The following is a 17,472-nucleotide window of genomic DNA, read 5'->3' as shown; positions in this document are numbered from 1 at the left end:
CGGACGCTATCGCTGTTGACGCTATTGAGTAGGACGGGGCGCTGGCTTATTTGCTCGTGCCTGGCACCCAGACCGTGCCGATCGACAGCGTGGTCAGCTTTTTCTTGCGGCCATACCAGAGGTTGACCACGCCGCGCGAAACGAAGACGGCGGAGAACATCGAGGTCAGGATACCCAGGCAGTGCACCACCGCGAAGCCGCGCACCGGACCGCTGCCGAAGGCCAGCAGGGCGATACCGACGATCAGGGTGGTCACGTTCGAGTCCAGAATCGTCGCCCAGGCGCGGTCGAAGCCGGCGGCGATCGCCGCCTGCGGCGTGCTGCCGGCGCGCAGCTCCTCACGGATACGTTCGTTAATCAGCACGTTGGCGTCAATCGCCATACCCAGCGCCAGCGCGATAGCGGCGATACCTGGCAGTGTCAGCGTGACCTGGATCATCGACAGCAGGGCGATCAGCAGCAACAGGTTGCAGGCCAGGGCCAGCACGCTGAAGGCGCCGAACATCATGTAATAGGCGATCATGAAGACGGCGATGGCAAGGAAGCCGTACATCGTCGAATGCAAGCCCTTGGCGATGTTTTCAGCGCCCAGCTGCGGTCCGATCGTGCGTTCCTCGATGACCGTCATCGGTGCAGACAAGGCGCCCGAGCGCAGCAGCAGCGCCAGTTCGTTGGCGTTTTCCGCGCCGCCCATGCCGGTGATCTGGAAGCGCGAACCGAGTTCCTGCTGGATGGTGGCGACCGACAGCACTTCCGGCTTGCCTTTTTCAAACAGCACGATGGCCATGCGCTTGCCCACACGTTCGCGGGTCGCTTCGCGCATCTTGCGGCCGCCGTCGCCGTTCAGGTCGATGGACACGGCCGCTTGCTGGTTCTGGTCGAAGCTGGCCGTGGCGCTGGAGATATAGTCGCCCGTCAGGATCACGTCTTTCGACAGCACGACAGGCACGCCCTTGCCGACGGTGAACAGTTCGGAATTGAACGGGATGGCGCTCGACAGCTCCGTGCCAGGCACGATGCTTTCGTCGACGAGGCGCACTTCCAGGGTGGCCGTGCGGCCGATGATGGCCTTGGCGCGGGCCACGTCTTGCACGCCGGGCAATTGCACCACGATGCGGTCGGGACCTTGCTGCTGGATCAGCGGCTCGGCCACGCCCAGTTCATTGACGCGCTTGGACAGCGTCGAGATATTCTGTTTTACGCCTTCATCGATGGTGGCTTTCAGGGCCGCCGGCTTGAGGGTGATGACGAGTTTCAGATCGCTGCCGCTGCCGGCATCGGCAAAGGCCAGCTCCGACATCTGGTCGGACAGCACATTTTTTGCCTTCAGGCGCGTTTCCGCGTCGCGGAAGTTGATGTCGATGCTGTCGCCCACGCGTTCGATGCCGGCGTGGCGGATATTCTTGTCGCGCAACACGCTGCGCGCGGCGGACTGGATGCCCTGGACTTTCTTGGTCAGCACGGCTTTCGCGTCGACCTGCATCAGGAAGTGCACGCCACCGCGCAAGTCCAGGCCCAGGAACATGGGCAAGGCATGCAATTTTTGCATCCATTGCGGGGTATTCGCTTGCAGATTGACCGTCACCACGTAGGTCGGGTCGCTCGGATCCGTGTTCAGGTCCTTTTCCAGTACCAGCTTGGCCTTGAACTGGGTATCCGGATCGGCGAAACGCACGCGCACGGAGGCGAGGTTGCCGACGCCGTCCATGGTGATACCTTCCGACTTGACGCTCTCTTTCGTCAATATTTGCTCGACTTGCGTCATCAACTCGCCCGTCACTTTGACGGTCGACTTGCCGCTGGTTACTTGCAGCGCCGGTGATTCACCGAAATAATTGGGCGCCGTATAGAGTGCGCCCAGCAATAAGGCGACGGCAATGATGATGTATTTCCAGGCAGGGTAGCGATTCATATTGATTCAGCGTTCAGTGTTGAGCGTCGGAGGCGTCGCGGGGGGCGGCGGATAGCCGCCCCGGTCAGTCATTGCCGTGGCAATGGCAGCGAGGAATTACAGCGCCTTCAGGGTGCCTTTAGGCAGCAAGGTGGTGATGGAGCTCTTTTGCACCGTGATTTCGGTGCCGGTCGCCACTTCGATGGTGACGTAAGCGTCCACTACCTTGACAACACGGCCCAGCATGCCGCCGGCGGTGACGACTTCGTCACCCTTGGTCAGCGCGTCCATCATCGCCTTTTGTTCTTTGGCGCGTTTTTGCTGTGGGCGGATCATCAGGAAGTACATGACCACGAACATCAATACCAGCGGCAGGAAGCTGGTCAGGTTGCCGCCGAAACCCAGGGCATCGGCAGGGGCTTGCGCATAAGCGTTGGAAATGAAAAACACGGTGACTCCAGTTCTAATCAGTTTGAAAAATAGCGCTGTATTCTAGCATTGGCGATAGACCATTACCCTAATTGCAGGCATGGCAACTTTAAATGGGGCTAAAAAGGCATTATGCAATGCTTTATAGCCCCAGTCCAAGCACCAATATATAAAACATCAGGCCATGGCGCCAGTGGCCATCGACATAAGGATTTCTTAAGTTCCCCGTGCGCGTTCCGCATGGAATTGCAGCGTAAACGCGTGGAAACGGTCTTCGTCGAGCGCTTCGCGCATCTGGCGCATCAAGTCCAGGTAGTAATGCAGGTTGTGGATGGTATTCAAGCGCGCGCCGAGGATTTCCTTGGAGCGGTGCAGATGGTGCAGATACGCGCGCGAGAAATTGCGGCAGGCGTAGCAGCTGCACGTCTCGTCCAGCGGCGCCTGGTCTTCCTTGTACTTGGCGTTCTTGATCTTGATGTCGCCGAAACGGGTAAACAGCCAGCCATTGCGCGCATTTCGCGTCGGCATGACGCAATCGAACATGTCGATCCCGTTCGACACGCCCGCCACCAAGTCTTCCGGCGTGCCCACGCCCATCAGGTAATGCGGCTTGTTGGCCGGCAGGCGCGGGCCCACGTGGGCCAGCATGCGCATCATGTCTTCCTTCGGCTCGCCGACGGACAGGCCGCCGATGGCGATGCCGGGAAAGTCGATCTCTTCCAGCTTGGCCAAGGACTCGTCGCGCAGCATTTCGAACATGCCGCCCTGCACGATGCCGAACAGCGCATTCGGGTTCTCGCCGCGGTGGAACTCGTCCTTCGAGCGCTGCGCCCAGCGCAAGGACATGCGCATGGACTTGGCCGCTTCCTCGATGGTGGCCGGGCGGCCCTGGATCTCGTACGGCGTGCATTCGTCGAACTGCATGACGATGTCGGAATTCAAGACGCGCTGCACCTGCATCGACACTTCCGGCGACAGGAACAATTTATCGCCGTTGATGGGCGAATTGAAATGCACGCCCTCTTCCGTGATCTTGCGCATGGCGCCCAGCGAAAACACCTGGAAACCGCCGGAATCCGTCAGGATCGGCTTGTTCCAGCCCATGAAGCCGTGCAAGCCGCCGAATTTCTCCATGACGGTGTTGCCAGGACGCAACCAAAGGTGAAACGTGTTGCCCAGGATAATCTGCGCGTCGATCTCGTTGAGTTCCAGCGGCGACATGGCTTTCACGGAGCCGTAAGTGCCCACTGGCATGAAGATCGGCGTCTGCACGACGCCGTGGTTCAGTTTCAAGGTGCCGCGGCGTGCCTTGGTCAGGCCGCTCGTGTCGGTCTTGAGTAATGTAAATTCCAGCATGTCAGTCTTTCACGGGAGTATGGAGGTTCAGCGCAGCGCGCGATTGCGTGGTCAGCAGCATCGCGTCGCCATAACTGAAGAAACGGTAGTTCTGCGCGATCGCATGCGCGTAGGCATGGCGGATCGGCTCATAGCCGGCAAAGGCCGACACCAGCATCAGCAGGGTCGATTTCGGCAAATGGAAGTTGGTGATCAGCCGCGTCACCGTCTTGAACGCATAGCCGGGCGTGATGAACAGGGCCGTATCGGCGCTGCCGGCCACCAGCTGGCCGCTTTGCGAGGCCGATTCCAGCGCGCGCAGGCTGGTCGTGCCGACGGCCACCACGTCGCGTCCGGCCCGTTGCGTGGCGCGCACGGCGTCCACGGTGTCCTGCGGCATGGTGTACCACTCGGTATGCATCTTGTGCTCGGACAACACTTCCGTGCGCACGGGCTGGAAGGTGCCGGCGCCCACGTGCAGGGTCACATAGGCGAAGTTGACGCCCTTGGCCTTCAGCTGGTCGAGCAGGGCCTGGTCGAAATGCAGGCCCGCCGTCGGCGCGGCCACGGCGCCCGGCACCTTGTTGAACACGGTCTGGTAGCGCGTCTCGTCGAAGGCATCCGCGTCATGCTCAATATACGGCGGCAGCGGCAAACGGCCATGCGCCTCGATCAGCTCGAACACGTCGGCCTCGAAATGCAGGGTAAAGAATTCGCCGGCGCGCTGGCCCACCGTCACGTCGAAGGCGTCGGCCAGGCGGATGCGGCAGCCGGGTGGCGGCGACTTCGAGGCGCGCACCTGGGCCAGCACGGTGCGCTCATCGAGCACGCGCTCGACCAGCGCCTCGATCTTGCCGCCGCTTTCCTTGACGCCAAAGAAACGCGCTTTCAGCACGCGCGTGTCGTTCATCACCAGCAGGTCGCCCGCTTGCAGCAGTCCGACGATGTCGGCGAACTGGCGGTCGACCAGGGCGTCGCCGTCCAGATGCAACAGGCGCGAGGCGCTGCGCTCGGCCAGCGGAGTTTGCGCAATGTTTTCTTGCGGCAAATTAAAATCGAAATCGGAAAGCGAATACATGCGTTTTGCTTCAAAAATACGTCAAAAATGATTAGGAGTGCGCAATGGAAGATCTGGCACTATACTGTGCGCCTATACAGGCATTACAATAATCCGCCGCAACAAACGATGACTGCGGTACGCACAGGGTGTGCCGGACAACCCTCTATTTTACGCTAGCGGCACTGAAACTTGCGCCAGCGGCACCAAAACCTTGCATATGCCCGATCCAACGCCCGATCTTCCCCCCGCCGCCAAGCCGAAAGCGGCCAAAAAGGTGGTCAGCACGGAAAGCCGCCTGGCCAAGCTGGGCTTGCGTACCGATATGGACCTGGTGCTGCACCTGCCGATGCGCTACGAAGATGAAACCAAGGTCTACACGATACGCGACGCCTGCCTGCGCGGCGGCGAGTCGTGGCAGGTCGAGGGCGTCGTCACCAAGTGCGAAGTCAGTTTCAAGCCGCGCAAGCAATTGCTCGTGACGATCGCCGATGAAACGGGCAACCTGCTGCTGCGCTTCATGAATTTCTACGGCAGCCAGGTCAAGCAACTGGCCGAAGGCACGCGGGTACGCGCGCGCGCCGAACTCAAACACGGCTTTTTCGGCGCCGAGATGGTGCACCCGACCTACAAGGTCGTCAACGAGGGCGCGCCGCTGCCCACGGCCCTGACGCCCGTCTACCCGTCCGGCGAAGGCCTGTCGCAGCACGTCCTGCGGCGCGAGATCGCCGACGCCATGCGCCGCATCGACTGGCACGACACCCTGCCCGAGCCGCTGCTGCACGAGATGCAGCTGTCGCCATTCCGCGCCGCCGTGCACCTGCTGCACTATCCGCCGCAGGACATCGATGAAAGCGCGCTGATGGACCGCTCGCACCCGGCCTGGGTGCGAATGAAATTCGATGAACTGCTGGCGCAGCAGCTGTCGCTGAAACGCGCCCAGCGCGCGCGCCGCTCGAAAGGCGCCGCCTCGCTGCCCATCGTCGGCACGTTGTCGGAAGCCTTTGGCGCCGCCCTGCCCTTCAAGCTGACGGGCGCGCAGGCGCGCGTGCTCGACGAAATCCGCGCCGACCTGCGCCAGCCGTATCCGATGCAGCGCCTGTTGCAGGGCGACGTCGGCAGCGGCAAGACGGTGGTGGCGGCCTTGTCCGCCACGCAGGCCATCGACAGCGGCTACCAGGCCGCGCTGATGGCGCCCACGGAGATTTTGGCCGAACAGCACTTCCGCAAGATCGCCGCCTGGATGGAACCGCTGGGCGTGAAGGTGGCCTGGCTGACGGGCAGCCTGAAGAAAAAGGAAAAGACGGCCGCGCTGGCCCTGATCGAATCGGGCGAAGCGCAGCTGGTGATCGGCACGCATGCGCTGATCCAGGACAACGTGCAGTTCGCCAAACTGGGCCTGGTGATCGTCGACGAACAGCACCGCTTCGGCGTGGGCCAGCGCCTGACCCTGCGCAACAAGGGCGACAGCGCGGCCGTGCCGCACCAGCTGATGATGTCGGCCACGCCGATCCCGCGCACCCTGGCCATGACCTATTACGCCGACCTGGAAGTGTCGGTGATCGACGAGCTGCCGCCCGGGCGCAGCCCCATCGTCACGCGCGCCATCGACCAGAACCGGCGCGACGAAGTCATCGCCCGCGTCTACGCGGCCGCGCTGGAAGGCCGGCAGGTGTACTGGGTCTGTCCGCTGATCGAGGAATCGGAGGCGCTGCAGCTGCAGACGGCCACCGACACCTACATGATGCTGGCCGAGGCCCTGCCCGCGCTGCAGGTGGGCCTCGTGCACGGGCGCCTGAAGCCGGCGGAAAAACAGGAAGTGATGGACGCCTTCATCGCCGGCCAGCTGCACGTGCTGGTCGCCACCACCGTCATCGAGGTAGGCGTCGACGTGCCGAATGCCTCGCTGATGGTGATCGAGCACGCCGAGCGTTTCGGCCTGTCGCAGCTGCACCAGCTGCGCGGCCGCGTGGGCCGAGGCTCGGCGGCCAGCGTCTGCCTGCTGCTGTACCAGGGCCCGCTGGGCGGCGTGGCCCGCCAGCGCCTGATGACGATGCGCGAAACGACGGACGGCTTCGAGATCGCCCGCCGCGACCTGGAAATCCGCGGCCCCGGCGAGTTCCTCGGCGCGCGCCAGTCCGGCCAGGCCATGCTGCGCTTCGCCGACCTGGAAACGGACCAATGGTTGGTAGACCAGGCGCGCGACGTGGCGCACGACCTGCTGCACGCCACCACGGCGGCGGCCGCCACCACCGTGGAAGCCCACCTGGCGCGCTGGCTCGGCGGGAAAGAGGAATTTTTGAAGGTGTAGATCTGGTATTGCCGATTGACGGGTGTTGTCGGATTACGGCCTACAGCCTGCACACTATTGGCATTGCTTGTTTCCGGGTGTTGTCGGATTACGGCCTACGGCCTACGCACTATTGGCATTGCTTGTTTCCGGGTGTTGTCGGATTACGGCCTACGGCCTGCACACTATTGGCATTGCTTGTTTCCGGGTGTTGTCGGATTACGGCCTACGGCCTAATCCGACCTACGCAAATACGCAACGTTAGGTCGGGTAGGTCGGATTAGCGTAGCGTAATCCGACAACATTGTTGGCGCTGCTCACTCCCGCCCAATACCCGCCACGTCCACGCCCTCCCCGCCCCAATCCGCGGCACACCATCCCTGCTTTAAATACCGATGAAAACTGGAATACGGCCAATCGATGACTTGCTCCACCAAACCATGCTTGACCGGGTTGTAATGGATGTAATCGACATGATTGGCGAGGTCGCGTCCGTCGCGGAGCACATGCTCCCAGAAGCGGTGCTGCCAAGTATCTTTAATGCCTGCATGCTTGCTGAACCATGTCTTGATCAGCCTCCAGCGCGTCATGAAATCGGCATCGCCTTCAGGCAGGGTCCAGATGCAATGCAGGTGATCGGGCAGGATAACGATAGCGTCGATATTGAATGGCCGTTTATGGCGTACGGTGCGGAAAGCGTGCCGCAGAAAATCCACGGCAGTGGCAGTAGCAAAAACGGGCCGGCGGTGTGCCGTCACCACCGTGAAAAAAAAGCTGCCGCCTGGCTGGAATGCGCGTCGGTATCGCATAGTTTCATGGGTGTTGTCGGATTACGGCCTTGCGGCCTACACACTATTGGCATTGCTTGTTTCCGGGTGTTGTCGGATTACGGCCTTGTGGCCTAATCGCTATGGCTCTTCTTGGTTCCCGGTGTTGTCGGATTACGGCCTACGGCCTGCACACTATTGGCATTGCTTGTTTCCGGGTGTTGTCGGATTACGGCCTTGCGGCCTAATCGCTATGGCTTTTCTTGGTTCCCGGTGTTGTCGGATTACGGCCTTTCGGCCTAATCCGACCTACGCACATATGCGGCGGCAGGTCGGGTAGGTCGGATTAGCGTGGCGTAATCCGACTTCCAGCATAAGCCGGCTTTTCGCAATCGACCTTGCGTCCGCGCAGCCTACATGCACATCCAGAAGCGATTCGCCAGGTCGAGCATGAAATCGGGCCGCAGATACGCCATGAAGACGATGGCCAGCAGCGCGGCGCCCAGCAGGCGCCACAGCCACGCGCGCCAGCTGCCCATTACGCCGCCACCGCCGCGCGCTTGACGGCGCGCTCGTCGATCGGCAGGTTGATCAGCGCGGCCAGCAAGCCCAGGCCGATGGTGATCATCCACACGGCGTGGTACGTGCCCTGGTGCTCGTACAGGTAGCCGCCCAGCCATGCACCGAGAAAACTGCCCACCTGGTGCGAGAAAAACACCATGCCGGCCAGCATCGACAGGTGCTTCACGCCGAAGATGCCGGCGATGATGCCATTCGTCAGCGGCACGGTCGACAGCCACAGCACGCCCATGCCGGCGGCGAACAGGTACACCGACCATGACGACAAGGGCGCCAGCAGGAACAGCGTGATGACCACCGCGCGGGCCACGTAGATGGCCGACAGCAGATAGCGCTTGGCGATTTTTCCGCCCAGCTTGCCCGCGTAGTAGGAGCCGACGATATTGAACAGGCCGATCAGCGCCAGCGCCGTGACGGCGATATTCGGATTCATCAGGCCCTGGTCCTTCAGGTAGGCCGGCAAGTGCACGCCGATGAACACCAGCTGGAAGCCGCACACGAAATACCCCGCCAGCAGCAGCCAGAAAGAGCGGCTGGCGACGGCTTCGCTGAAGGCGGCGCCGACGCTTTGCTGCGGACCGCTGGCGTGCGTAACGGGCGGCTCGCGCAGGTAAAAGGCCATCGGGATCATGGCCAGCAGCACCAGCGCGGCCAGCACGTAAAAGGCGTTTTGCCAGCCCACGGCGGAAATCAGTTGCTGCTCGACCGGCATCATCAGGAACTGGCCAAACGAGCCGGCCGCCGACGAGATGCCGAAGGCCCACGAACGCTGCTCGGGCGGTGCGCTGCGGCCGATGATGCCGCTGATGGCGCCAAACGCCGTGCAGGCCAGCGCCAGGCCGATGAAGATGCCCGAGCCGACAATGAACAGCGTGGGCTGCGTGACGAGCGCCATCCACACGAGGCCGGCCATGTAGCTGATGGCGCCGACGATGACGACGCGCATGGTGCCGAAGCGGTCGGCCGCCATGCCGGCGAACGGGCCGAAGACGCCCCACATCAGGTTTTGCATGGCCAGCGCCAGCGAATACGTTTCGCGCGTCCAGCCATTGGCTTGCGAAATCGGCTGCATCCAGAAGCCCAGGCCATGGCGCACGCCCATCGCCAGGGTCAGGACGACGCCGCTGGCGATCAGGACGGTTTTCAGGCTGGGACGGGATGAGGGCAATGTCATGGGGTTCCTGATTACGCCTGGTCGGCGCTGTAAACGAGGCCGATCTGGCCGCGCATGGTGTCCAGATTATGCATCAGCGCCACGCTGTCGGCGTGCGGCATGACGGGGCTTTCCAGCAGGCCGGCGCGGATGCAGCGCATCGCTTCCAGCGCTTCGTGCGTGTAGCCATTGCCCAGGCAGGGCGCGGCGACCACGCGGCGTTCGCCGTCCATCGCTTCGACGATCAAGGAATCGGGCTTGTAAAAACGGTTGGGCAGGCGGATGCGCCCCAGGCTGCAGGAAATCGTCATTTCCGTCGGCGTCAGCGCGTGCAGGCTGCAGGCGCAGGACGAGGTGCCGCCGCCAGCATGCAGCAGCGAGAAGACGACTTGCTCATCGACGCCGGTGGCGCCCATCTCGGCCAGCGCCTGCACGGCCGACACGGGTCCGAGGAAGAAGGCCGCCATCGACAGCGGATAGATGCCCACGTCGAGCAGCGCGCCGCCGCCCAATTCAGGATTGAACATGCGGTGCTCGGGCGGGAAGCTGGCGACAAAGCCGATATCGGCCTGCACCTGCTGCGGCACGCCGATTTCGCCGCTGGCGATGATGCGTTTGGCTTCCTGCACGGCCGGCAGGAAGCGGCTCCACATGGCTTCCATCAGGAACAGCTTTTTCTCGCGCGCCATGTCGACCACGGCCTGCGCTTCGCGCGCATTCATGGTGAACGGCTTTTCGCACACGACGTGCTTGCCGGCGGCCAGGCACATCAGCGCATTTTCCGCATGCAGGGTGTGCGGCGTGGCGATGTAGATCACGTCCACGTCCGCGTCGTCGGCCAGCGCCTGGTACGAACCGTGGCAGCGTTCGATGCCGAATTCGGCGCCGAAGGCCAGCGCGCCGGCATCGCTGCGCGAGGCCACCGCCACCAGTTGCGCACCCGGCGCATCGCGCAAGCCGATGGCCATTGCGCGCGCTATCTTGCCCGTGCCGAGGATGCCCCAGCGTATCACCTTATCCATGCATCGATCCCTTTGGCCGCCGCGGCGGCATGCGTTAAGTTGACGCCTTGCGTTTCGGACGAAACACCGTAGCGTCATTGTAAAAATCGTCGTCCTGGCCTTCGCTCCAGCCGGGCAGGCCCAGCACGGGCAGCGGCGTAAAATCGGCCGTCGTCAGGCCGCCGCTGGCCAGGTCCTGCGCCACGCGCTCGTCGAGCCAGGCGCGCCGCGCCGCATCGTCGAGCGCGAAGTAGGCGTCGCCGGCAAAGATCACGCGCGCGTGCGCCGTGATGGCCTTGTACGGCGCCACCAGTTTTTCCATCAGCGCGTGGCCGAACAGGCAGACTTCGGCGTCGCCGCCGGCGCCAAACTTGCCGCGCTGCGCGATGAAGGCGCCGCGCCAGTCGTGTCCGCGCAACGTCGCTTCCAGCGCGCGCCCCGCATCGCTGTCGCGCAGCACCAGCAAGGCCGAATTTTCATCGAAAATGGTGGCGCCGTCGCGTGCCGGGCCACGCGACTTGCCGACGCCGGACAGGGCGATCTGCGCCGCCTGCAAGGCATTCAGCTGCCGCTTGATGCGCGGGAAGGTCAGCCATACGAGCGCATTGAAAAAGTCATGCAGATTGTCGCGCGTGGGCACGCCGCCCGTGGCGCCGATGAATTCTTCATACGCGACGCCTTCGGGCAGCTCGCTTTGCGGCACGAAGGCCAGCGGCAAGCCCGATGGATTGCGCAAGTCCAGCGCCCGCGCCTGCCCGTTCAGCGCGGCGATGACCGTGTCGCGCTGCAGGTCCAGCTGCCGTCGCGCCGGCAGCACCGTGGCATACCAGGGGCGGGTCCAGTCTATCGATGGCAGCATGAAGCGCTTACACCATTTTCCAGTTGATCTGCTCGCCGGCATTGAGCGGAATGACATGGCTGTCGCCCAGCGGCAGAGAGGCTGGCAGGGTCCAGCTTTCACGCTTCAGGGTGATGGTGTCCGTGTTGCGCGCCACGCCATAGAAGGCCGGGCCGTGGAAGCTGGCAAACGCTTCCAGCTTGTCGAGCGCGCCGGCGCGCTCGAACGCCTCGGCATACATTTCCATCGCGTGCAGGGCCGTGTAGCAGCCGGCGCAGCCGCAAGCCATTTCCTTGGCGCCTTGCGCGTGCGGCGCCGAATCTGTGCCGAGGAAGAAGCGTTCGTCGCCGCTGGCGGCGGCCGTCATCAGCGCCAGGCGGTGCTCTTCGCGCTTGAGAATCGGCAGGCAGTAGTAATGCGGGCGGATGCCGCCCTTGAAGATCTCGTTGCGGTTGTACAGCAGGTGATGCGCCGTGATGGTGGCGGCGATCGGGCCTTCCGCTTCGGCCACGTACTGCGCCGCGTCCTTGGTGGTGATGTGCTCGAATACGACGGACAGGGCCGGGAAGGCGCTGCGCAGCGGACGCATCACGCGTTCGATGAAGACGGCTTCGCGGTCGAAAATGTCGATTTCCGGGTCCGTCACTTCGCCGTGCACGAGGAAGGGCATGCCCACTTCCTGCATCACTTCCAGCACCTTGTAGCAGTTTTTCAGGTCCGTCACGCCCGCATCGGAATTGGTGGTGGCGCCGGCCGGATACAGTTTCACGGCTTGCACGATGCCGCTGTCCTGCGCGCGGCGGATTTCATCGGGCGAGGTGTTGTTCGTCAGGTACAGCACCATCAGCGGGTCGAAGTTCACGCCTTCCGGCACGGCCGCCAGGATGCGTTCGCGGTAGGCGGCTGCGTCGGCGGTGGTGGTGACGGGCGGTTTCAGGTTCGGCATGACGATGGCGCGGCCGAACTGGCGCGCGCTGTGCGGCAGCACGCTGGCCATGACGGCGCCGTCGCGCAGGTGCAGATGCCAGTCGTCTGGACGGGTGATGGTGATGGACGAAGGAACGGCGGTCGGGGTGTGATCGGGTGTGGACATGGCGGCTGCTCTCAGGCGGTCATTGCGAATAGCGCCATTTTACCAGCCGCCGGGCCGCCTCGCCCGCCGGGAAAGCCCGTATGCGCTGCCGCCCTGACGGTAAAACGGCCAGTGTGCGCTGGCCGTTTTGCATATCAGGAGCGCATGCGCATCAGGATTTGGCAGGCGGCGCCTCCTGCTTCGCCACCCAGGCGCGGATATCGGCCAGCATCCGGTCCAGCGCGGCGCGGTCATACACGTGGCCACGGCTGACCACCAGGCGGATCTGGCGCGTGGCGCCGATGTCCTGCAGCGGGTTGGCGTCGAGCACCAGCAGGTCGGCCGCCTTGCCGGCCGCCACGCTGCCGTAGCGCTCCAGCTTGCCCAGGAAGCGGGGGCCGTTGATGACGGCCGACTGCAAGGCTTGCTGCGGCGTCAGCCCATACTGCACATACAGGCCGATTTCATCGTGCAGGGCCTGTCCCGGATAGTCGAAGGAATTGAGGAAGCCCGCATCGGTGCCGGCGATGATGCTCACGCCCTGCTGCTGCAAGATCGGCAGCAGCTTTGCCGATTGCTCGAACTGCGCATGGCGCTGGGCGATGGCTTCCGGACCATCCTTGGCGGCGCGCTGCACGCGCCAGTCGTAAGTGGCGCGCAGCCCCTTGCCGATGTATTGCAGGGCCGGATCGTGCGTGTGGTCTTCGCGGTCCAGGTAAGCCGTCACGCGCGAACCCCACAGGGTCGGCACGATGGCCGTGCCGCGCGCGGCCAGGTAGCTGAAGGCCTTGCGCGCCGTCGGTTCGTCATAGCTTTGCACGCTTGCGCGCATCGCCTCCTTGCCCGTCAGCTTGCCGGCGGCCACCTGGTCCGTCAGTTCCTGTTCGCGCGGCGTGGTGGCGCGCAGCAGGTAGGACTGGTGCTCGATCGTGCCCAGGCCCGCGTCGGCCATCTGTCCCAATGTCAGCTGCACGGGGATATGCCCCGAGGTGCGCATGCCGCGCTCGCGCGCCTGGCGCAGCGCTTCCAGGTACAGCTCCGGCTTCAGGGTGTTTTCCGTGATCTTCACGAAGTCGACGTGCTGCGCCTGCAGGCCGTCGAGCGCGCGCGTGACTTCCTGCGGCGTGCCCACTTCGATGGTGCCCTTCCACAGCGGCTTGATGCCCTCCAGCTTGGCGCCGGAGGTAAAAATCGTCGGCCCCTGCAGCTGGCCCGCGTTGATCTGCTGGCGCCAGGCCAGCACCGTGTCGGGCAAGTCGCCCGAGCAGTCGCGCACCGTGGTGATGCCGTGCGCCAGATACAGCGGCAGCAGCTGCTTGTTCTCGTCGATCAGCTCGGGGCCGCCGCCGAAATGCACATGCGTGTCCCACAGGCCCGGCATCAGGTATTTGCCGGGCAGGCGGATGGTCCGCTTCGGCGCATAGCTTCGCAGCTGCGCGTCATCGACGACGGCGACGATGCTGTCGCCCTTGAGCAGCACGGATTGTCCCGTGATGGCGCGGCCGGCGGCAACGTCGATCACGGTGGCGTCGCGCAGGGCGATGTCGACGGCGATCCTGTCGGCCGCGTGGGCCTGTGCCAGGAAGCCCAGCGCCAGCATCGCGCCGGCCATTTTTTTCAGTACAGGCAGCATTACCAATTTCAATGTCATTCCAGTTCAACAGATAAAAAATTAATGGATGATTTTGGCGAGAAAATCGCGCGCGCGGTCCGAACGCGTCGTGTTGAAGAAATCGTCCTTGCTGCAATCCTCGATGATCTTGCCCTGGTCCATGAAGACGATGCGGTTGGCCACGCGCTTGGCAAAGCCCATTTCATGCGTGACGACCATCATCGTCATGCCTTCCTGCGCCAGGCCCACCATCACGTCGAGCACTTCGTTGATCATTTCCGGGTCGAGCGCCGATGTCGGTTCGTCGAACAGCATGGCGATCGGGTCCATCGACAGCGCGCGGGCGATCGCCACGCGCTGCTGCTGGCCGCCCGACAGCTGGCCGGGAAATTTGTCCTGCTGCGACAGCAGGCCCACGCGGTCCAGGTATTTCAGGCCCTTGGCATTGGCTTCGTCGGCGCTGCGGCCCAGCACCTTGATCTGGCCGATGGTGAGGTTTTCGCGGATCGACAAATGCGGGAACAGCTCGAAATTCTGGAACACCATGCCGATGCGCGCGCGCAGTTTCGACAGATTCGTTTTCGGGTCGTTGACGGCGATGCCGTCGACGATGATCTGCCCCTGCTGGATCGGCTCGAGGCCGTTGACGGTCTTGATCAGGGTCGACTTGCCGGAGCCGGACGGTCCGCAAATGACCATCACGTCGCCCTTGGCCACTTGCGTGGTGCAGTCGGTCAGCACCTGAAACTGGCCATACCATTTGCTTACTTTGTTCAGTTCAATCATGGTCTTCTTTCTTGTTTTCCCGAGCATCAGGCTGGAATGGATTAGCGAATGATGGCGACGCGCTTTTGCAGGCGTTTCACCAGGAACGACAAGGCATAGCACAGCACGAAATACACGACGGCGACGAACACGTACATCTCCACCAGGCGGCCGTCGCGCTGCGCGATTTTCGAGGCGGCGCCGACGAAATCGGGAATCGACAGCACGTACACGAGCGAGACGTCCTGGAACAGCACGATGGTTTGCGTCAGCAGCACGGGGATCATGTTGCGGAACGCCTGCGGCAGCACGATGCTGCCCATGGTTTGCCGGTAGTTCATGCCCAGCGCCTGGCCCGCCCATACCTGGCCGCGCGGGATCGACTGTATGCCGCTGCGCATGATCTCGCAATAGTAGGCCGCCTCGAACATGATGAAGGTGATCAGCGCCGAGGAAAACGCGCCCACTTTCACGGGCTCGGCGGCGCCGATGATCCAGGCGGCGATGTACGGCACCAGGAAGTAGAACCAGAAGATCACCAGCACCAGCGGGATCGAGCGTATCAGGTTGACATAGCTCGACGCCACGCCGGACAGGATGCGGTTGCTGGACAGGCGCATCAGCGCCAGCAGGGTGCCCAGCACGATGCCGCCCACCATGGACAGCGCCGTCAGTTTCAGGGTAAACACCATGCCGGTCTGGAACAGGTAGACCCACGAGCGGGAGATGACATCGAAGTCGAAATTACCGAACATGTCAGTGTCCTCCCGTCTTGGCGCCGGCGACGATGAAGCCCGGGATGGCGACCTTTTTCTCGATCAGGTGCATCAGCACCACCACCAGCAGATTGACGACGACGTAGATGATGGTGGCGGCCGAAAACGCTTCGAAGACCTGGAACGAGAATTCCTGGATGGCGCGCGCGCTGGCCGTCAGTTCGATCAGGCCGATGGTCAGCGCCACGGAGCTGTTCTTGATGATGTTCAGGAACTCGCTGGTCAGCGGCGGCATGATGACGCGCGCGGCCATCGGCAGCAGGATGAAACGGTAGGTTTGCGGCAGGGTCAGGCCCAGCGCCGTGCCGGCCAGTTTCTGCCCGCGCGGCAGCGCCTCGATGCCCGTCGTCACCTGCACGGCAACGCGCGAGGAAGTGAAAAATCCCAGGCACAGAACCGCCGTGACGAACGGCGCATTCGGCAGCGACTTGACCCAGTTGCCCATGTCCGTGGGCAGCAGCTCCGGCATGACGAAATACCAGAGAAACATCTGCACCAGCAGCGGCACGTTGCGGAACAATTCGACATACGCGTTGGCCACGCCAACGATCCATTTATTCGGCAGGGTGCGGATGGTGCCGATCACCAGGCCCAGGATCAGGGCCATGATCCAGGCCGTGCCGGCCGTGGCCAGGGTCCATATCAAGCCGGACCACAGGGTGTCCATATACGTGCCGACGCCGTCGGGAGATATCTCCCAGAAGATGCGCCAATTCCAGTTGTAATTCATGATCATCCTTCCCATGCGGCCCAAGGACGGCGGCTTGCCCGCCGCCCGCCCCGCAAATGAAACGGGAGGCTTGCGCCCCCCGGTTTTTACGCACTCTTGTTACTTTTTCCGTTTGTCCGACGTCTTCTGCGCTTCCGGCACGGCCGCATACGCGGCCGGGTCGCCCGAATCGGTCGGATTCGTGAAGACCGCCTTCAATTGCGGCGGCATGGGGAATTTCAGGTTGATGTTTTTCGGCGGGATCGGCGAGGTAAACCACTTGGCGTAGATGCGGTTGATGTCGTCGCTCTTGTACAGGCGGATCAGGGCGTCGTCGACCACCTTCTTGAAGGCCGGGTCGCCCTTGCGCAGCATGATGCCGTATGGCTCGACGGACAGCGCTTCCTTGGTGATTTCGTAGTCGTTCGGATTTTTCGAATTGGCCACTTGCGAGGCGAGCAAGATATCGTCGTTGGCTTCGGCCACCGCGCGGCCCGTTTCCAGCATCAGGAACGATTCGGGATGGTCCTTGCCGACGGCGATGTTCATGCCCAGGTTCTTTTCCTTGTTGAGGATGGTCATCTGCTTGATGGTCGACGTGCCGGCCGTGGCGACCAGGGTCTTGCCGCGCAAGTCTTCCAGGGTCTTGATGTTCGAGCTTTTCTTCGACAGCACGCGGTTGCCGATGACGAACATGGTGGGCGCGAATGCCACCTGCTGCTGGCGCTCGAGGTTGTTCGTCGTCGAGCCGCATTCGAGGTCGATGGTGCCGTTGGCCATCAGCGGGATGCGGTTGGCCGACGTGACGGGGCTCATCACCACTTTCAGTTCGCTCAGGCCCAGGTGTTTTTGCAGGGCCGTGACGACCTTCATGCACAGGTCGATCGAATAACCCTGGTATTGCTGTTTGTCATCGAGATAGGAGAAGGGCACGGAGCCGTCACGCACACCGAGGGTGACGGAACCGGCTTTCTTGATCTTGGCCAATGTGCCGGTCAATTCCTGTGCCTGGGCTGGCGACATGCTGCTAAGGACGCCAACGCTGAGCAGCGTGGCGACGATTCTGGTCAATTTCATAAATTCTCCTGGGCGGACAAACCGGATGCGACTCCGGACGAAACAACTGTGGTGCAGACGCCACCAATGGAATTAATTTTATTTCATTTTCAGCGCCGGACTAGCCGTTTTCTGCGATTGC

At 62.8% G+C, this 17,472-nt stretch carries 16 protein-coding genes; 1 reads left to right on the top strand and 15 read right to left on the bottom strand.

The window, feature by feature from the left end:
• Positions 1-46: 46 nt before the first annotated feature.
• The 4 genes from secD to queA form a co-directional block, all read right to left on the bottom strand.
• On the bottom strand, positions 47-1,912 hold the full coding sequence (gene secD, locus YQ44_RS00370) for a protein translocase subunit SecD (protein ID WP_071321677.1): 1,866 nt from the start codon (positions 1,910-1,912) through the stop codon (positions 47-49).
• Positions 1,913-2,008: 96 nt separating this feature from the next.
• Positions 2,009-2,341, bottom strand: coding sequence for a preprotein translocase subunit YajC (yajC, locus tag YQ44_RS00365; protein WP_071321676.1), 333 nt, complete (start codon positions 2,339-2,341; stop codon positions 2,009-2,011).
• A gap of 195 nt (positions 2,342-2,536) precedes the next feature.
• Positions 2,537-3,676 (bottom strand): tRNA guanosine(34) transglycosylase Tgt, encoded by a 1,140-nt coding sequence (tgt, locus tag YQ44_RS00360; RefSeq protein WP_034745502.1) that lies wholly within the window; start codon positions 3,674-3,676, stop codon positions 2,537-2,539.
• A 1-nt stretch (position 3,677) separates the two neighbouring features.
• A complete protein-coding gene (queA, locus tag YQ44_RS00355) occupies positions 3,678-4,733 on the bottom strand; it encodes a tRNA preQ1(34) S-adenosylmethionine ribosyltransferase-isomerase QueA (protein ID WP_071321675.1) in 1,056 nt (351 codons plus the stop codon).
• A 199-nt stretch (positions 4,734-4,932) separates the two neighbouring features.
• Here queA and recG point away from each other — a divergent pair, with 199 nt between their 5' ends.
• The gene (recG, locus tag YQ44_RS00350) at positions 4,933-7,023 is read left to right on the top strand and encodes an ATP-dependent DNA helicase RecG (RefSeq protein WP_071321674.1); all 2,091 of its coding nucleotides are present in this window, start codon (positions 4,933-4,935) and stop codon (positions 7,021-7,023) included.
• 296 nt (positions 7,024-7,319) lie between these two features.
• On the opposite strand, the gene YQ44_RS00345 is transcribed toward recG, so the two are convergent.
• From YQ44_RS00345 to YQ44_RS00300, 11 genes are all read right to left on the bottom strand, one after another.
• Positions 7,320-7,811: an REP-associated tyrosine transposase gene (locus YQ44_RS00345; protein ID WP_071321673.1), complete on the bottom strand. Its 492-nt coding sequence runs from the start codon at positions 7,809-7,811 to the stop codon at positions 7,320-7,322.
• A gap of 371 nt (positions 7,812-8,182) precedes the next feature.
• Positions 8,183-8,308 (bottom strand): hypothetical protein, encoded by a 126-nt coding sequence (locus YQ44_RS29650; protein WP_257786871.1) that lies wholly within the window; start codon positions 8,306-8,308, stop codon positions 8,183-8,185.
• On the bottom strand, positions 8,308-9,522 hold the full coding sequence (locus YQ44_RS00340; RefSeq protein ID WP_083411566.1) for an MFS transporter: 1,215 nt from the start codon (positions 9,520-9,522) through the stop codon (positions 8,308-8,310). The genes YQ44_RS29650 and YQ44_RS00340 overlap by 1 nt, the downstream gene beginning before the upstream one ends.
• An 11-nt stretch (positions 9,523-9,533) precedes the next feature.
• Positions 9,534-10,523, bottom strand: coding sequence for a Gfo/Idh/MocA family protein (locus YQ44_RS00335; protein WP_071321672.1), 990 nt, complete (start codon positions 10,521-10,523; stop codon positions 9,534-9,536).
• A gap of 34 nt (positions 10,524-10,557) precedes the next feature.
• The gene (locus YQ44_RS00330) at positions 10,558-11,361 is read right to left on the bottom strand and encodes a DUF3025 domain-containing protein (protein ID WP_071321671.1); all 804 of its coding nucleotides are present in this window, start codon (positions 11,359-11,361) and stop codon (positions 10,558-10,560) included.
• A gap of 7 nt (positions 11,362-11,368) precedes the next feature.
• Positions 11,369-12,433: a dihydroorotase gene (gene pyrC / locus YQ44_RS00325; RefSeq protein ID WP_071321670.1), complete on the bottom strand. Its 1,065-nt coding sequence runs from the start codon at positions 12,431-12,433 to the stop codon at positions 11,369-11,371.
• Between the two features lie 151 nt (positions 12,434-12,584).
• Positions 12,585-14,045: an amidohydrolase family protein gene (locus YQ44_RS00320; RefSeq protein ID WP_071321669.1), complete on the bottom strand. Its 1,461-nt coding sequence runs from the start codon at positions 14,043-14,045 to the stop codon at positions 12,585-12,587.
• Between the two features lie 39 nt (positions 14,046-14,084).
• Complete coding sequence (locus YQ44_RS00315) at positions 14,085-14,810, bottom strand: amino acid ABC transporter ATP-binding protein (RefSeq protein ID WP_071321668.1); 726 nt, start codon at positions 14,808-14,810, stop codon at positions 14,085-14,087.
• Between the two features lie 41 nt (positions 14,811-14,851).
• On the bottom strand, positions 14,852-15,544 hold the full coding sequence (locus YQ44_RS00310) for an amino acid ABC transporter permease (protein WP_071321667.1): 693 nt from the start codon (positions 15,542-15,544) through the stop codon (positions 14,852-14,854).
• Between the two features lies 1 nt (position 15,545).
• Positions 15,546-16,295, bottom strand: coding sequence for an amino acid ABC transporter permease (locus YQ44_RS00305; RefSeq protein WP_071326160.1), 750 nt, complete (start codon positions 16,293-16,295; stop codon positions 15,546-15,548).
• Positions 16,296-16,394: 99 nt separating this feature from the next.
• Positions 16,395-17,351: an amino acid ABC transporter substrate-binding protein gene (locus tag YQ44_RS00300; RefSeq protein ID WP_071321666.1), complete on the bottom strand. Its 957-nt coding sequence runs from the start codon at positions 17,349-17,351 to the stop codon at positions 16,395-16,397.
• Positions 17,352-17,472: the final 121 nt, after the last annotated feature.

Origin of the sequence: Janthinobacterium sp. 1_2014MBL_MicDiv, assembly GCF_001865675.1 — a bacterium.
Classification (GTDB): domain Bacteria; phylum Pseudomonadota; class Gammaproteobacteria; order Burkholderiales; family Burkholderiaceae_D; genus Janthinobacterium.
This window is presented reverse-complemented; position numbering and strand designations above follow the sequence as displayed.

What these genes read in the sequence shown, in the direction of transcription:
- secD (WP_071321677.1), bottom strand. Translation starts at nt 1,912, where the DNA reads ATGAATCGCTACCCTGCCTGGAAATACATCATCATTGCCGTCGCCTTA.
- tgt (WP_034745502.1), bottom strand. Translation starts at nt 3,676, where the DNA reads ATGCTGGAATTTACATTACTCAAGACCGACACGAGCGGCCTGACCAAG.
- queA (WP_071321675.1), bottom strand. Translation starts at nt 4,733, where the DNA reads ATGTATTCGCTTTCCGATTTCGATTTTAATTTGCCGCAAGAAAACATT.
- recG (WP_071321674.1), top strand. Translation starts at nt 4,933, where the DNA reads ATGCCCGATCCAACGCCCGATCTTCCCCCCGCCGCCAAGCCGAAAGCG.
- YQ44_RS00345 (WP_071321673.1), bottom strand. Translation starts at nt 7,811, where the DNA reads ATGCGATACCGACGCGCATTCCAGCCAGGCGGCAGCTTTTTTTTCACG.
- YQ44_RS29650 (WP_257786871.1), bottom strand. Translation starts at nt 8,308, where the DNA reads ATGGGCAGCTGGCGCGCGTGGCTGTGGCGCCTGCTGGGCGCCGCGCTG.
- YQ44_RS00340 (WP_083411566.1), bottom strand. Translation starts at nt 9,522, where the DNA reads ATGACATTGCCCTCATCCCGTCCCAGCCTGAAAACCGTCCTGATCGCC.
- YQ44_RS00335 (WP_071321672.1), bottom strand. Translation starts at nt 10,523, where the DNA reads ATGGATAAGGTGATACGCTGGGGCATCCTCGGCACGGGCAAGATAGCG.
- YQ44_RS00330 (WP_071321671.1), bottom strand. Translation starts at nt 11,361, where the DNA reads ATGCTGCCATCGATAGACTGGACCCGCCCCTGGTATGCCACGGTGCTG.
- pyrC (WP_071321670.1), bottom strand. Translation starts at nt 12,433, where the DNA reads ATGTCCACACCCGATCACACCCCGACCGCCGTTCCTTCGTCCATCACC.
- YQ44_RS00320 (WP_071321669.1), bottom strand. Translation starts at nt 14,045, where the DNA reads ATGCTGCCTGTACTGAAAAAAATGGCCGGCGCGATGCTGGCGCTGGGC.
- YQ44_RS00315 (WP_071321668.1), bottom strand. Translation starts at nt 14,810, where the DNA reads ATGATTGAACTGAACAAAGTAAGCAAATGGTATGGCCAGTTTCAGGTG.
- YQ44_RS00310 (WP_071321667.1), bottom strand. Translation starts at nt 15,544, where the DNA reads ATGTTCGGTAATTTCGACTTCGATGTCATCTCCCGCTCGTGGGTCTAC.
- YQ44_RS00305 (WP_071326160.1), bottom strand. Translation starts at nt 16,295, where the DNA reads ATGAATTACAACTGGAATTGGCGCATCTTCTGGGAGATATCTCCCGAC.
- YQ44_RS00300 (WP_071321666.1), bottom strand. Translation starts at nt 17,351, where the DNA reads ATGAAATTGACCAGAATCGTCGCCACGCTGCTCAGCGTTGGCGTCCTT.